This is a genomic window from Microbacterium sp. NPDC090007, from assembly GCF_044748345.1.
Classification (GTDB): Bacteria; Actinomycetota; Actinomycetes; order Actinomycetales; family Microbacteriaceae; genus Microbacterium.
Genome location: NZ_JBIVFV010000001.1, coordinates 1470787 through 1484204, shown reverse-complemented (window position 1 = coordinate 1484204; position 13418 = coordinate 1470787). Strand labels below are relative to the sequence as shown.

Below are 13418 nucleotides of genomic sequence, written 5' to 3'. Positions count from 1 at the left end.
TACCGGGTTCGCGATGTGTTGCGGATTTCGCAGGTGGCGCAGAGGCTCAGATTCGCGAATTTACGCGGAACCCTCTGCGTTTTTCACTGTACCACCCTTGACGTCGACGGCGAGCATGAGCGCCTGCCACGGGGTGTCGACGACGGATGCCGTAAGATCGGCCGCCGCGAGACGCTGACCCGGGCCGTCGGCCAGCACCAGCACGCTGGGTCCGGCCCCCGAGACGACCGCCGCGTAACCCGCGGCGCGCAGCGCCCGCACGAGCCGGTCGGTCTCGGGCATGGCCTGCGCCCGGTAGTTCTGATGCAGCTTGTCCTCGGTCGCCGCCATGAGCAGCTCGGGGCTCTGCGTCATCGCCGCGATCAGCAGCGCTGAGCGCGAGACGTTGAACACGGCGTCCTCGCGCGGTACCTGCAGGGGCTGCAGACTGCGCGCCACGGCGGTCGACATCGTGAAGCTCGGCACCAGCACGAGCGGCGAGACACCCCGGTGCACGATCAACTGCTTGTGCTGGGGGCCGGCGGCATCCATCCAGGCGATCGTCAGCCCGCCGAACAGCCCCGGGGCGACGTTGTCGGGGTGACCCTCCAGCTCGGTCGCCAGACGGAGCAGGTCGACGTCGGTGAACGAGACCTCGCCCTCGAGCAGGCCCGCGGCGGCGAGGATGCCGGCGACCACCGCGGCCCCCGACGACCCCATGCCGCGCCCGTGCGGGATGACGTTGCGCGCCGTCAGCCGCACTCCCGGGAGCGTGCGGCCGACCGAGGCGTACGTGTGCGCCATCGCGCGCACGACCAGGTGTGAGGCGTCGCGGGGGACGTCGGCCGTCCCCTCGCCCTCGACCTCGATCTCGAGGCGGTCGCCGTCGAGCTGCTCGACGACGAGTTCGTCGTAGACGCTCAGCGCGAGGCCGAGGGTGTCGAAGCCGGGCCCGAGGTTCGCGCTGGTCGCGGGAACACGAACGGCGACCCGGCGTCCGGGGCCTGCGGTCACGCGGTCACCGGCTGCAGGTCGAGCACCGAGGCGACCTCCGAGGTCGTCGCATCCACGACGGTGGGCTCGACGGTCGTCCCGTCGGCCCGGCGCAGGGCCCACTGCGGGTCCTTGAGTCCGTGGCCGGTGACGGTCAGCACGACCTTCGCCCCAGCGGGGATGAGACCCGCCTCGGCGCGGTCGAGCAGACCCGCGACGCTGATCGCCGAGGCGGGCTCGACGAACACGCCGACCTCGCCGGCGAGGATCTTCTGCGCCGCGAGGATGCCCTCGTCGTCGATCGCGCCGAACCAGCCCTGGGTGGCGTCGCGCGCCTCGAGGGCGAGGTCCCACGATGCCGGATTGCCGATGCGGATGGCGCTGGCGATCGTCTCGGGCTGGCGGACGACCTCGCCGCGCACGAGCGGGGCGGAGCCGGCGGCCTGGAAGCCGAACATGCGCGGCACCTTCGTGGCGACGCCACGGGCGGCCTCTTCGCGGTACCCGCGCGAGTAGGCCGTGTAGTTGCCGGCGTTCCCGACGGGGATGAAGTGGAAGTCCGGGGCGTCGCCGAGTTGGGCGACGACCTCGTAGGCGGCGGTCTTCTGCCCCTCGATGCGGTCGGGGTTGACCGAGTTGACCAGGTGCACCGGGTAGTGGTCGGCGAGCTCGCGCGCGATCTCGAGGCAGTCGTCGAAGTTGCCGCGGATCTGGATGAGCCGGCCGTTGTGGGCGACCGCCTGGCTGAGCTTGCCCATCGCGATCTTGCCCTCGGGCACGAGCACGGCCGCCGTGATGCCCGCGTGGGCGGCGTACGCCGCGGCCGAGGCCGAGGTGTTGCCCGTCGATGCGCAGATGACGGCCTTGGCGCCGTGCTCGACGGCGCGCGAGAGCGCGACCGTCATTCCGCGGTCCTTGAACGATCCCGTGGGGTTCATCCCCTCGAACTTGACGAAGACGTCGGCGCCCGTGCGGTGCGACAGCGCCGGGGCGGGAATGAGCGGCGTGCCGCCCTCGCCGAGGGTGACGACGGTGGAGGCGTCAGTGACACCCAGACGGTCGGCGTATTCGCGGAGGACTCCGCGCCAGAGGTGTGCCATGTCAGTTCCCTTCCACACGCAGTACCGAGACCACGCGCTCGACGACCCCGCTCGCGGCGAGACGCTCGACGGTCTCGCTCAGGTGCTGCTCGCGGGCCTTGTGTGTTCCGATGACCAGCCGGGCGGATCCCGCGCCGGCCGCTGAGCCTGTCGACGCGCCCGGGTCCGCGGCATCCGTCGATGCCTCGATGACCGTCTGCTCGACGGTCGCGATCGAGACGCGCCCGTCGCTCAGGATGCCGGCGACCGTGGCCAGCACGCCCGGCCGGTCGTCGACCTCGAGGGTGATCTGGTAGCGCGTGATGACGTGTCCGATCGGCACGGCGGGGAGGTTCGCCCGCGTGGACTCGCCCACGCCGACTCCGCCGGCGATGTGGCGACGCGCGGCCGACACGACGTCGCCGAGCACGGCCGACGCGGTCTGCACGCCCCCGGCGCCCGCGCCGTAGAACATCAGGTCGCCGGCCGCTTCGGCCTGCACGAATACCGCGTTGTTGGCGCCGTGGACGCTCGCGAGCGGGTGCGTGCGCTCGACGAGGGCCGGGTAGACACGCACCGAGATCGCCTCGGTCGCGCCCTCTTCGGTTGCGGCGAGTCGCTCGCACACGGCGAGCAGCTTGATGACGTAACCGGCGTGGCGCGCGGACTCGATCATCGCGGCGTCCACCGAGGTGATGCCCTCGCGGTGCACGGCGTCCAGGGGCACCGTGGTGTGGAAGGCGAGGCTGGCGAGGATCGCGGCCTTCTGCGCGGCGTCGTACCCCTCGACGTCGGCGGTGGGGTCGGCCTCGGCGTACCCGAGCGCCTGCGCCTGCGCGAGGACGTCGGCGAAGTCGGCACCCTCGGTGTCCATGCGGTCGAGGATGTAGTTGGTCGTGCCGTTGACGATGCCCATGATGCGCACGACCCGGTCGCCCGCGAGCGAGTCGCGCAGCGGACGGATGATGGGGATCGCCCCGGCGGCGGCGGCCTCGTAATAGACCTCGGCACCGACCTGATCGGCGGCCTCGAACACCTCGGAGCCGTGCGTGGCCAGCAGTGCCTTGTTCGCGGTGACGACGTCGGCGCCCGAGGCGATCGCGTGCAGCACCTGCGTGCGGGCCGGTTCGATCCCGCCCATCAGCTCGATGACGATGTCGGAGCCGACGATGAGGGTCTCGGCATCCGTGGTGAACAGCTCGCGCGGCAGGTCGGCGTCGCGCTTGGCGTCGAGGTCGCGCACGGCGATGCCGGCGAGTTCGAGCGTGGCGCCCGCGCGGTCGGCGAGCTCGTCGCCGTGCTTGAGCAGCAGGTCGGCGACCTGCGAGCCGACGGCGCCGGCGCCGAGGAGCGCCACGCGCAGCGTGCGGTAATCGGTCATTCGGTGTCTCCGTGGGGTGAAGCGGCCGAGCCGCGGGAAAGAGAGGGGCCGGTGGATGCCGCGACCCCGACGTCGCGCGCGAGCAGGTCGTCGATGGTCTCGCCGCGCACGATGACGCGGGCCTCACCGCCGCGCACCGCCACCACGGGCGGGCGGGGGGTGTAGTTGTAGTTGTTCGCGAGCGAGAAGCAATAGGCGCCGGTGGCGGGCACGGCGAGCAGATCGCCGGGCGCGACATCGGCGGGGAGGTACTCGGCATCCACGACGATGTCGCCGGACTCGCAGTGGTGACCGACCACGCGCGAGAGGGCCGGGGTCGCGGAACTGGTGCGCGAGACGAGGCGGGCCGAGAAATCCGCCCCGTACAGGGCCGGGCGGGCGTTGTCGCTCATGCCGCCGTCGACGCTGACGTAGGTGCGATCGACGCCCTCGCCGGCCGTGACGGTCTTGACGGTGCCGACCTCGTACAGCGTGATCCCGGCCTGACCGACGATGACGCGGCCGGGCTCGGTGGCGACGTCGGGAACGGGGATGCCGCGCACCGCGCACGCATCGGCGATGGCGTCCACGATGCCGTCGGCGATCTCTTCGAGGGGGCGGGGGTCGTCGACGGAGGTGTAGGAGATGCCGAAGCCGCCGCCCACGTTGAGCAGGGGGATCTCACCACCGGCGAGCAGGTCGGCGTGCAGGTCGACCAGACGGGCCGCCGACTCGCGGAAGCCCGAGGAGTCGAAGATCTGCGAGCCGATGTGGGCGTGCAGTCCCACGAACCGCAGGCTGGGCAGTTCGCGGATGCGGGCGACCGCGGCGGAGGCCGATTCGAGCGAGAACCCGAATTTCTGGTCCTCGTGCGCGGTCGCCAGGAACGCGTGCGTCTCGGCGTGCACGCCCGTGCGCACGCGGACGAGGACCGGCTGCACCGCGCCGCGACGCTCGGCGATCGCAGCGAGGCGCTCGATCTCGATCGGGCTGTCGAGCACGACCGAGCCGATGCCCACCTCGACGGCGCGTTCGAGCTCGGGGACGCTCTTGTTGTTGCCGTGGAAGCCCAGGCGCGCGGGGTCGGCGCCGGCCGCCAGGGCGACCTCGAGCTCACCGCGGGTGCACACGTCGACCGCGAGACCCTCGTCGCTCACCCAGCGCACGACCTCGGTCGACAGGAACGCCTTGCCCGCGTAGTAGACGCGAGCGCGGATGCCGTGACGAGCGGCCGCGGCCTCGAAAGCCCGTCGGGCGCGCCGCGCGTGGGAGCGCACCTCGTCCTCGTCGAGGACGTACAGCGGGGTGCCGAACCGCTCGCGCAGGTCGAAAACCGAGACACCGCCGACGTGGACGGAACCATCGGCGACGCGATGCGCGGAGGAGGGCCAGACGGGGGCGACGAGCTCGTTCGCTTCGGCCGGGGCGGTGAGCCACTCGGGCACGAGCGCGGAGTGCGAGGCGGACACAGGGGGACCAATCGGTTTTTGCGGCGACGCGACGGCCGCGGATCACGGCTCCCACCCCCGCGGAGAGTCACGCGGTGGGCAGTCCTTGCAGTCTAGGGCACGGCGTCCGCCGTGCTTTTCGCCCCCCGGTGCCCGGTGCGCTGAGAGGGCGGCCCCCTCCCGCACGGGGTGATTCGTCGAGTCCGATCGGGTGATGAAGCGGGCGACGCGTTGCCCCGAGGTCCGGCGGGACGCCCGTCCCGCCACACGCCGCGTCTACCGTGACGACCATGACCTCGCCCCGCCCGTCTTCGCTCGTCGTCGACGCGGTCGGGGTGCGGGTGCGCATCGACGTGGGAGGCCTCTCCGATCCCGAGCGCGCGGCCGTCGGGAGCGCGTGGGCGGATGCCCGCGCCGTCTCGGACGCCCCCGTGGATGCCGTCGTCCGGGCGGTGCGGTCCGATCCGCCCGAGCGGATGCTGTCCGCGCTGTCGAGCGCCGTGACGCAGGCGGCGATCGCCGCGCGACGCGGCTCGTCGTGGATGCTGCACGCCGGCGGTGTCGCCGCCCCGGACGGCGGCGTGATCGCGCTCGTCGGCCCCTCCGGCGCGGGCAAGACCACCGCCACGCGCACTCTGGCGCGCAGGTGGGGGTACGTCTCGGACGAGACGGTCGGCATCGACCTCGGCGGAGGCGTCCACCCCTACCGCAAACCGCTGTCGGTCATCACCCCCGGTCACACGGTCAAACTGCAGCACTCCCCCACGAGCATCGGTCTGCGCCCGCTGCCCGACGCCCCCCTCCGGCTGCGCCGGATCGTCCTGCTCGACCGCGCCGACCGACACGTCCGCGCCCGACTCGTCCCCGTCGATCCCGTCGAGGCGCTGATCGCCCTGGCTCCGCACTCGAGCGCGCTCGCGGCGATGCCGCGCCCGCTCACCACCGTCGCGACCGTGCTGGCGCGAACGCGGGGCCTGTGGCGTGCCGAGTACGCCGAAGCGGTCGACCTCGAGGAGCTGGTGCACGGCGTCTTCGCGGACGGGGACGACGCGAGCATGCCCTCGGATCCGGGGGACGAGGAGCGGCGGCCGGCAGGGGCGCAGCCCGCCGTCGGCGGCGGGACGAGCACCGCGGCGACACCGGCGGGGCGCCGGTTCCGTCGCGCGCCGGCGGTCGAGACGATGCCGCTCCCCCAGGAACGCCTGGCGGTGCTGACCGCGAGCGGCGAGGGAGGCGGGCTCCTGCACGTGCTCGCCGGAGCGGCCCCCGCCCTGTGGGACGCCGCCGACACGCTCACGCGCGACGACCTGATCCGCGCCGTGTGCGACGGGGCGGGCGATCAGGAGGCCGATGACGCGATCGACGGCATCCTGGACCAACTGGTGCGGGCGGGACTGCTCACCGTCGTGTGAACGTCGACCCCCTCAGCCGCAGGTGCCGTCGGCCTGCAGCGCCGGATCGCTCAGCAACGCTCCCGCGACGTCGAAGGTGGCGACGAGGTCCTGGCCCTGCACCGTCGCCGAGGTGAGTGTCAGGCCGGCCGGCAGCCGATCGGCGATGCACAGGCTCTGCGTCTGCACCAGAGGTTCGGCGACGCCGCCGAGCTGACCGCGCAGGGTGTCGGCGTCGATCAGGTTCCCCGCGATGCGGAACCCCACGGGGGTGAGGGTGAGATCGCCCTCGGCGGCCCCCGGTGTCGCCGTCACGCCGACCGGGATGCCGACGCCGAACAGGGTCACCGTCGTCTCGAACGACACGTCGGGGGCCACAACGTCGAGCGTGCCCGCGGGCAGGTTCGGGATCTGGCCGAGCAGCGCGCGCAGCTGCTCGCCGTCCAGACGCACCGAGGCGGAACCGCCGTCCGCCGCCGACGCGCCCGAGATCGGCACGCCGCGCAGATCGACGCGGACGTCGCCGGTGATCGGGCCGAGGGCGACGTCGTCGGACGCCACCGCGACCTCGTCCAGACGCCCGGTGATGACCTGCGGCAGAACCAGCCCCGCCAGCTGCACGTCGACGTCCTGGTCGGCGGGCAGGCCCACGTTCTGCACCACGAGGCTGCGGACCGTGCTCGTCACGACCGAGCGGGCGATGAACTCCGCCGCCACGACCGCCGCGACCAGCAGCACGACGAGCACGACGAGCACGGCGACGATGCGCCCGGTCCGCCGACGCGGGCGGGTCGGCGGTGACACGGCATCCGTCATCTCTTACATCCGTTCCGGGGCGCTCACGCCCAGCAGCGTCAGGCCGTTGCGCAGCACCTGGCCCGTGGCGTCGTTGAGCCACAGGCGGGTGCGGTGCAGCGTCTCGACCGGGGCGTCGGACAACGGGATGACACGGCAGTTGTCGTACCACCGGTGGTACAGGCCGGCGAGCTCCTCGAGATAACGCGCGACACGGTGCGGTTCGCGGACCTCCGCCGCATACGCGACGACGCGGGGGTACTCCTGCAGGGCACCGAGCAGCGCCGACTCCGCCTCGTGCGAGAGCAGCTCGGGAGCGAACTCGGAGCGTTCCACACCCGAGTCGGCGGCGTTGCGCGCGACGTTGTGGGTCCGGGCATGCGCGTACTGCACGTAGAAGACGGGGTTGTCGTTGGTGCGCTTCTGCAGGACGTCGAGGTCGATGTCGAGGTTCGAGTCGGCCGAGCTGCGCGTGAGCGCGTAGCGGGCGGCATCCACCCCGACGATCTCGACCAGGTCTTCGAGCGTGACGACGGTGCCGGCCCGCTTGGACATGCGCATCGGCTGGCCGTCGCGGACGAGGTTGACCATCTGACCGATGAGCACCTGCAGGTTGACGTTCGGCTCGTCGCCGAAGGCGGCGCACATCGCCATGAGGCGCTGCACGTAGCCGTGGTGGTCCGCTCCGAGCATGATGATGCAACGGTTGAAGCCGCGCTCGCGCTTGTCGAGGTAGTAGGCCAGGTCGCCCGAGATGTAGGCCGGCTGCCCGTCGGACTTGATGATGACGCGGTCCTTGTCGTCGCCGAACGCGGTCGAGCGCAACCAGGTCGCCCCGTCGGCCTCGAAGATGTGCCCGAGCTCGCGCAGGCGCGCGACGGCGCGTTCGACGGCGCCGGAGTCGTGCAGGTCGTTCTCGTGGAAGTACACGTCGAAGTCCACGCCGAACTCGTGCAGCGACGACTTGATCTCGCCGAACATCAGCGACACACCGTGCGCGCGGAAGACCTCTTGGCGGCTCGCGGCGTCCAGCAGGTCGATGTCGCCGTCGTAGCCCTCGACGACGCGCTGGGCGATGTCGTGGATGTACGCCCCGCCGTAGCCGTCCTCGGGAGTGGGGTCGCCCTGGTGGGCGGCGACGAGGCTGCGGGCGAAGCGGTCGATCTGTGCGCCGTGGTCGTTGAAGTAGTACTCCCGGGTGACCTGCGCGCCCTGCGACGACAGGATGCGCGCAAGGGCGTCTCCCAGCGCCGCCCACCGGGTCCCGCCGAGGTGGATGGGGCCGGTGGGGTTGGCGCTGACGAACTCGAGGTTGATCACCTCGTCGGCGCGGGAGTCGTTCGTGCCGAACGCCGATCCCCGATCGACGATTGTCTTGGCCAGGGCGCCGGCGGCCGCGGCATCCAGGCGGATGTTGATGAAGCCGGGACCCGCGACCTCGACGCTCGCGATGCCGTCGACGCTCTCGAGGCCCGCCGCGATCTGGGCGGCGAGCTCGCGCGGACCGACGCCGACCACCTTCGACAGCTTGAGCGCCGCGTTGGACGCCCAGTCGCCGTGGTCGCGGTTCTTCGGACGCTCCAGGGGCAGGTCGGCGACGGTCAGCCCGGCGGACGACCCCTCTCGCCGCGCCTCGGCGAGCGGGGCGATGACGTCGAGCAGGGCGGCGGAGAGGGCTGCGGGATCCATAACCCTGCCAGTCTACGGCGGAGCGCCCGCGCCCTCGGCCCGCCCGTCAGGCGCGCATCCCGACGCCCGGAAGAGGGCGCTGCGCCCCGGGGCGAGGGCGCACGGACGGCGTCAGGCGATCTGGACGAGCGCCTCGTGATCGTCGGCCGTGGCCTCGTCACCGGCCTCGAGCACGGCATCCACGTGCATCGCCTCGAGGCCGACGTACCCGCCGTGGTAGCTGAGGAAGGCGCAATCGGCGGCGTCGCGTCCCGTGGCAATGCGCACGAGCGAGCGTCGATCCGCCAGACGCGTGGCGTCGATGACATACCAGGCACCGTCCAGATAGGCCTCGGCGACGGCGTGGAAGTCCATCGGCGACAGCCCCGGGGCGTAGCACGCGGCGTAGCGGGCGGGCATGTCCATCGCCCGCAGCAGCGCAATCACCACATGGGCGTAGTCGCGGCACACGCCCTGACCGGTCATCAGGGTCGTGACGGCGCTGTCGGTGCCGAGGCTGAGTCCGGGGGTGTAGGTCACCGTGGTCGCGACAAAGGTCGACACCGCGGCGAGCAGGTCGGCGCCGCTGAGGCCCCGGAACTGCCGCCGCGCCTGCGCGAACACCTCGTCGGACTGGCAGTAGCGGCTCGGCCGCAGGTAGCTGATGGTCTCGAGGTCGCTGGTCCGCGGGCTCTGGGCCGGACCCCGGACCACCGCTTCGTACCGCACCTCGAGACGCCCGGGTTCCCCGGTGAGTCGGTGCAGACGGGTCCCCGACTGATCGACGATCTCGGTCGGGGTGTACACGCGCTCCCCCTGGGCGAAGGTCAGGGTCTCGCTCAGCAGGGGCACGCCCTGGGCGGCGGTGATCTGGAAGATGAGGTCGACGGACGCCCCCAGATCGAGGTCGAGTCGGGAGGTCACTCGGCGCGGCACCGGGCAATCCTCGCACGCCACGGCGGGCCCCCGGACCGCGGCCGGGCGATCCGCACGTGCACACCTGCGCCACCGCCTCGCACGGGGTCAGCCGTCCTTGTCGCCCGGGCCGGCGCCCTTGCCGCCGGGACCCTTGTCGTCCGTGCCGTCGTCGGCTGCGGGACCCTGCTCCGACGGCTGCCGGTCGGCGGGCGGGTCGCTGCGCGAACGGTCTCCGGGCGCCTCGTTCTGCGCCGGGTCGGTAGACGGGCCACTCTGCTGGTCGTCGTCGTCGTCTTCGTCGTCGTCGTCGGAGTTCTGCGCGGGCGGCGTCGTCTGCTCCGGGGTGGGCGTGGGCGTCGGGGTGGGAGTGGGCGTCGGGACCAGAGCGGCGAGGTCGGCGCGGACGGTCGCGATCCGATTCAGGATGCCGTCGGCCTCCTGCCCCGAGATCTCCCCCGCGTCCCGCCGCGCGAGGACGTCGGCCTCGAGGGCGTCGAGACCGGCGAGCGCGGCGGCGTAGTCTCCCGCGGATGCCTGCGAGGCCAGCGTCTGCACGCTCTGCTGCCAGGCCGAGGGTGCGGTCGCGGGCGGGGTGCACCCGACGAGCGCGAGGGCGACGGTCACGAGCACGGCGCTCGTCACGGGCACGCGACGGATCACGGCGCGACCTCCCGATAGAGATCGTCCATGTGCTGATCGAGCGGCTGCGGCAGCGTCGGCAGGTCGGGGGGCGCTGCGGCGCCCTGACCGTTCGCGAACACGGCGGCGGTGACGGCCCCGAGCGCGAGGCCGACGGCGACGAGGGATGCCACGGTCACGGTGCGCCGCGACGGTCGCCGCGCCGCCCGGTCGGTTCCGGTGTCCCAGACCCGGGTGGGAGCGGTACCCCCCGGCAGTCCGGCCGTCGGAGCGGTCAGACGCGCCGTGCGGTCATCGCCTCCGGCCGGCGCGTCGGGGACGCCGACGTTCGCGAGCGTGCGCAGCGCGACCATGAGGGCGGCGGCGTCCGGTCGGCGCTCGGGCTCGAGCGCGGTCATGTGCTCCAGCACGTCGCGCCAGGGCGGTGGGACGTGGGCGGGGATGTCGGGTGTCGCGACGAGCCGCGCGGCGAGCGCCTCGTGCGGTGTCGCCGACGCCCACGGGCGCCGGCCCGTGAGGGCCTCCAGCAGGACCAGTCCGAGGGCGTAGACATCGCTCCGGGGCGAGGCCGGCATCCCGCGCGCCTGTTCCGGGCTGAGATAGGCGGCGGTGCCGATGACGGTGTCGGCCCGGGTCACGCGGGTGGCGCCCACGAGCGAGGCGATGCCGAAGTCGGCCAGCGTGGCCCGCGGCGTCTCGCCGGTGTGCGCGGCGGGCCGGATGAGGATGTTCGACGGCTTTACGTCGCGGTGGACGATCCCCCGCGAGTGGATGACGGCGAATGCCTCGGCGATCTCGCGACCGATGCGGCTGACCTCGGGCCCGGGCAACGGTCCCCTCGCGATGCGATCGCCCAGGGTCGGTCCCGAGATCAGCTCCATCGCGAGATACGCCGGCCTCGCCCCGAGCCGCGCGTCGTAGAGCGTCACCAGGGACGGATGCGACAGAGATGCCAGCAGGCGGATCTCGGACCGCACCCTCGCGACGTCCGCGGGGTCGGCGCCGTCCCCGTCGATGATCTTGAGCGCCACGGTGCGATCCAGCGCGGTGTCGAGTGCTTCGTAGACGCGCGCGTACCCGCCCCGACCGAGGAGTCGGCCCAGGCGGTAGCGCCCGTCGAAGAGGTCGTCCGCGGCGTCGAGTGCCGCGGTCGGTACCGGTTCCGTCATGATCTGCCTCCGGGGGTCGACCCCGAAGCCGTCAGACGAGGTCGTCGTTCGAGGAGCGCGTGGTCGAGCGGGTGACCTGGGCTCCCCCTGCTCCTTCGGTGCGGGTGACCGTATCGGTTTGGCGACGACGTACCAGCATCACCACGCCGATGAGGAACACGACGACACCGGCTCCCATCATGATGTAGCCGATCATGCTGAGGCTGACGTACTCGTTCGGCAGATTGACCGCGAACGCGAGGATGGCGCCGATGACGAACAGCGCGATTCCGGCTCCGATGCTCATGATGTAACCCCTTTCGAAGGTGGGTACAGCATCCCAACCCCCCACCGGAACCGCTGATGGTCTTGACAACGCCTGTCAAGACCCGTGGCGGTCGAGACGGTCGGGTGTGACATGGATGCCATGACGCAGAACGACGTGACGACGCGATCCAACCGTGGCCAGTGGGAGAACGCGGTCGAAGGCCGCCCCGAGCTGTCGGCGAGCTTCTCGAGCCGCGAGGAGGCGGTCGATCAGGGCCGGGCCCTCGCGGACGATCTCGGTTCGCGCCACCTCGTCCAGGACGCCGAGTCCACGGGTGCCGTCACCGACGAGGAGTGACGCCCCGATCGCAGCCGGAACGACGAAGCGCCGCCCGGGAACGGGCGGCGCTTCGTCGTGCGATGTGCCCTCGACAGGAATCGAACCTGCGACCTTTGGTACCGGAAACCAACGCTCTATCCCCTGAGCTACGAAGGCGGGCACACTCAGGTTAGCACCGCGTGGCGCGCCGACCCGACCCGCGGCGGGGTTCGCACCCCGCCGCGTGCGGCGTCACTCGTCGCCGATGACGCCGATCCCGGTCGCCTGGTGGTCGGCGTTCGGGTCGTCCTTCGAGGGGGCCTTGGCCTCTTCGTCGACGTCGTTCTCCTGGCTGGGCTTGACCGTGGGGTCGTCGCCGAGGTCACCGGCCTCGTCCGAGGTCGGCGCGCTGCGCTCGTCGCTCATGGTGTTCCTCTCGTCGCGGGGTTCCAGCCTCGCAAACCGCCCCCGCCACTGGACACCGGCTTGACCCGCCGCGCCGGTCGGGCTTATCGGTGGAACATCGCGCGGACGCGGCGGGTGAACGGCATCCGGAGCATCACGACACGCCCGTCGACGTCGACCGTGACGATCGACCCCCCGAATCCTCGGCCGGGCATGGGAGAGGCGTCGCCGCGCACGTACGCCTCGGCCACGTCGACGTAGACGGCGAGCAGCTGCGCGCTCTGGTCCTTCGACGACGACGCGTCTACCAGCTGCATGCGATGACCGGTGTCGGTCTCGACCGAGAACCACCGCGACCCGGGCGTGGACACCAGGGCCCAGCGATCCCCTCGCACGAAACGCGCCCACGCGGCGCCGTCGCGCAGCTCCGTGGTGACGGCGAGGTCCGCCTGTGCCACCACGAGCACCTCGAGCATCGCGAGGGCCTCGGCGGCGGTGACGTAGTCGGCGCGGTCGGCACTGAGTCCGCCCCACTCGAATCTGCGCTCGCTCATCCGCCGCCTCCTCGCCACGCACGTCCGCGTCGAGCGTAACCCCGCGCGCGCCGATCGGCTCCGGCGGCCCCGCGCGGGACCTCGTCAGGCGGGACGCAGGCCGCCGTCGGGGTGCAGGCTGCGCAAGGGCACGGAACCGTCGACGATGGCGCGCAGCGCGCGCGGGCTCACCTCGAGCTCGGCGGAGAGGACCTCGATCCCCGTCCCCGACGACACCGCGTCGCGCAGCGCCGACTCCGCCTCGCGCGTGGCCTGATCGACCTCGCCCGCCGAGCTGCGGACGAACGCCGCCAGGCGCGCCTGGGCTAGGCGGATCCACGCGCGTTGCCGCTCACGCGGGTCGGCGACGTCCGCGGACGGGACGCCGGTGGTGGGGTGATCACCGAGATGGTCGGACGTCATGACTCTCCACTCCGGAGGCGGGCGACGACCCGCACGGTCCGGCGGGCTCACCG

15 protein-coding genes and 1 tRNA gene are annotated in these 13418 nt (G+C 72.3%); 2 read left to right on the top strand and 14 right to left on the bottom strand.

Translation table 11 applies throughout. The annotated features are described in order from the left end of the window. Positions 1-60: 60 nt before the first annotated feature. The 4 genes from thrB to lysA are packed head-to-tail and all read right to left on the bottom strand — an operon-like array spanning position 61 to position 4880. Complete coding sequence (gene thrB, locus ACIPVB_RS06945) at positions 61-993, bottom strand: homoserine kinase (protein ID WP_400367784.1); 933 nt, start codon at positions 991-993, stop codon at positions 61-63. Continuing rightward, positions 990-2072 (bottom strand): threonine synthase, encoded by a 1083-nt coding sequence (gene thrC / locus ACIPVB_RS06940; RefSeq protein ID WP_400367783.1) that lies wholly within the window; start codon positions 2070-2072, stop codon positions 990-992. Before thrC ends, thrB begins: the two co-directional genes overlap by 4 nt. Before the next feature lies 1 nt (position 2073). Beyond that, complete coding sequence (locus ACIPVB_RS06935; RefSeq protein ID WP_400367782.1) at positions 2074-3432, bottom strand: homoserine dehydrogenase; 1359 nt, start codon at positions 3430-3432, stop codon at positions 2074-2076. Continuing rightward, positions 3429-4880 carry a diaminopimelate decarboxylase gene (gene lysA, locus ACIPVB_RS06930; protein ID WP_400367781.1) on the bottom strand — a complete coding sequence of 484 codons (1452 nt, stop codon included), beginning with the start codon at positions 4878-4880 and terminating at the stop codon, positions 3429-3431. Before lysA ends, ACIPVB_RS06935 begins: the two co-directional genes overlap by 4 nt. A 269-nt stretch (positions 4881-5149) precedes the next feature. Between lysA and ACIPVB_RS06925 the strand changes: the two genes are divergently transcribed. Next, the gene (locus ACIPVB_RS06925; RefSeq protein WP_400367780.1) at positions 5150-6271 is read left to right on the top strand and encodes a hypothetical protein; all 1122 of its coding nucleotides are present in this window, start codon (positions 5150-5152) and stop codon (positions 6269-6271) included. A 12-nt stretch (positions 6272-6283) separates the two neighbouring features. Here the strand turns inward: ACIPVB_RS06925 and ACIPVB_RS06920 are convergent, their stop codons facing one another. The 6 genes from ACIPVB_RS06920 to ACIPVB_RS06895 all read right to left on the bottom strand — a co-directional run bounded on the left by ACIPVB_RS06920 (position 6284) and on the right by ACIPVB_RS06895 (position 11725). After that, positions 6284-7066 (bottom strand): DUF2993 domain-containing protein, encoded by a 783-nt coding sequence (locus ACIPVB_RS06920; protein WP_400367779.1) that lies wholly within the window; start codon positions 7064-7066, stop codon positions 6284-6286. Positions 7067-7069: 3 nt separating this feature from the next. After that, complete coding sequence (gene argS, locus ACIPVB_RS06915; protein WP_400367778.1) at positions 7070-8734, bottom strand: arginine--tRNA ligase; 1665 nt, start codon at positions 8732-8734, stop codon at positions 7070-7072. 111 nt (positions 8735-8845) lie between these two features. Beyond that, on the bottom strand, positions 8846-9649 hold the full coding sequence (locus tag ACIPVB_RS06910; RefSeq protein ID WP_400367777.1) for a transglutaminase family protein: 804 nt from the start codon (positions 9647-9649) through the stop codon (positions 8846-8848). Between the two features lie 87 nt (positions 9650-9736). Further along, the gene (locus ACIPVB_RS06905; protein ID WP_400367776.1) at positions 9737-10291 is read right to left on the bottom strand and encodes a hypothetical protein; all 555 of its coding nucleotides are present in this window, start codon (positions 10289-10291) and stop codon (positions 9737-9739) included. Continuing rightward, a complete protein-coding gene (locus tag ACIPVB_RS06900; RefSeq protein WP_400367775.1) occupies positions 10288-11439 on the bottom strand; it encodes a serine/threonine-protein kinase in 1152 nt (383 codons plus the stop codon). The genes ACIPVB_RS06905 and ACIPVB_RS06900 overlap by 4 nt, the downstream gene beginning before the upstream one ends. 31 nt (positions 11440-11470) lie before the next feature. Then, positions 11471-11725: a DUF6458 family protein gene (locus ACIPVB_RS06895; RefSeq protein WP_400367774.1), complete on the bottom strand. Its 255-nt coding sequence runs from the start codon at positions 11723-11725 to the stop codon at positions 11471-11473. 111 nt (positions 11726-11836) lie between these two features. On the opposite strand from ACIPVB_RS06895, the gene ACIPVB_RS06890 reads away from it, so the two are divergent. Next, entirely contained in the window at positions 11837-12043 is a 207-nt protein-coding gene (locus tag ACIPVB_RS06890; protein WP_400367773.1) for a DUF2188 domain-containing protein, read from the top strand. Between the two features lie 65 nt (positions 12044-12108). Here the strand turns inward: ACIPVB_RS06890 and ACIPVB_RS06885 are convergent. The 4 genes from ACIPVB_RS06885 to ACIPVB_RS06870 all read right to left on the bottom strand — a co-directional run bounded on the left by ACIPVB_RS06885 (position 12109) and on the right by ACIPVB_RS06870 (position 13365). After that, a tRNA-Arg gene (locus tag ACIPVB_RS06885) sits at positions 12109-12181 on the bottom strand. A gap of 75 nt (positions 12182-12256) precedes the next feature. Continuing rightward, entirely contained in the window at positions 12257-12430 is a 174-nt protein-coding gene (locus ACIPVB_RS06880) for a hypothetical protein (RefSeq protein ID WP_400367772.1), read from the bottom strand. A gap of 83 nt (positions 12431-12513) precedes the next feature. Then, a complete protein-coding gene (locus tag ACIPVB_RS06875) occupies positions 12514-12963 on the bottom strand; it encodes a hypothetical protein (protein WP_400367771.1) in 450 nt (149 codons plus the stop codon). Between the two features lie 84 nt (positions 12964-13047). Further along, positions 13048-13365: a hypothetical protein gene (locus ACIPVB_RS06870; RefSeq protein WP_400367770.1), complete on the bottom strand. Its 318-nt coding sequence runs from the start codon at positions 13363-13365 to the stop codon at positions 13048-13050. Positions 13366-13418 lie beyond the last annotated feature (53 nt).

Bases quoted from the DNA above. Each gene is read 5' to 3' on its own strand.
- ACIPVB_RS06920 (WP_400367779.1), bottom strand. From the start codon at position 7,066: ATGACGGATGCCGTGTCACCGCCGACCCGCCCGCGTCGGCGGACCGGG.
- ACIPVB_RS06875 (WP_400367771.1), bottom strand. From the start codon at position 12,963: ATGAGCGAGCGCAGATTCGAGTGGGGCGGACTCAGTGCCGACCGCGCC.
- ACIPVB_RS06935 (WP_400367782.1), bottom strand. From the start codon at position 3,432: ATGACCGATTACCGCACGCTGCGCGTGGCGCTCCTCGGCGCCGGCGCC.
- ACIPVB_RS06890 (WP_400367773.1), top strand. From the start codon at position 11,837: ATGGATGCCATGACGCAGAACGACGTGACGACGCGATCCAACCGTGGC.
- ACIPVB_RS06880 (WP_400367772.1), bottom strand. From the start codon at position 12,430: ATGAGCGACGAGCGCAGCGCGCCGACCTCGGACGAGGCCGGTGACCTC.
- thrC (WP_400367783.1), bottom strand. From the start codon at position 2,072: ATGGCACACCTCTGGCGCGGAGTCCTCCGCGAATACGCCGACCGTCTG.
- ACIPVB_RS06870 (WP_400367770.1), bottom strand. From the start codon at position 13,365: ATGACGTCCGACCATCTCGGTGATCACCCCACCACCGGCGTCCCGTCC.
- ACIPVB_RS06925 (WP_400367780.1), top strand. From the start codon at position 5,150: ATGACCTCGCCCCGCCCGTCTTCGCTCGTCGTCGACGCGGTCGGGGTG.
- ACIPVB_RS06895 (WP_400367774.1), bottom strand. From the start codon at position 11,725: ATGAGCATCGGAGCCGGAATCGCGCTGTTCGTCATCGGCGCCATCCTC.
- ACIPVB_RS06900 (WP_400367775.1), bottom strand. From the start codon at position 11,439: ATGACGGAACCGGTACCGACCGCGGCACTCGACGCCGCGGACGACCTC.
- argS (WP_400367778.1), bottom strand. From the start codon at position 8,734: ATGGATCCCGCAGCCCTCTCCGCCGCCCTGCTCGACGTCATCGCCCCG.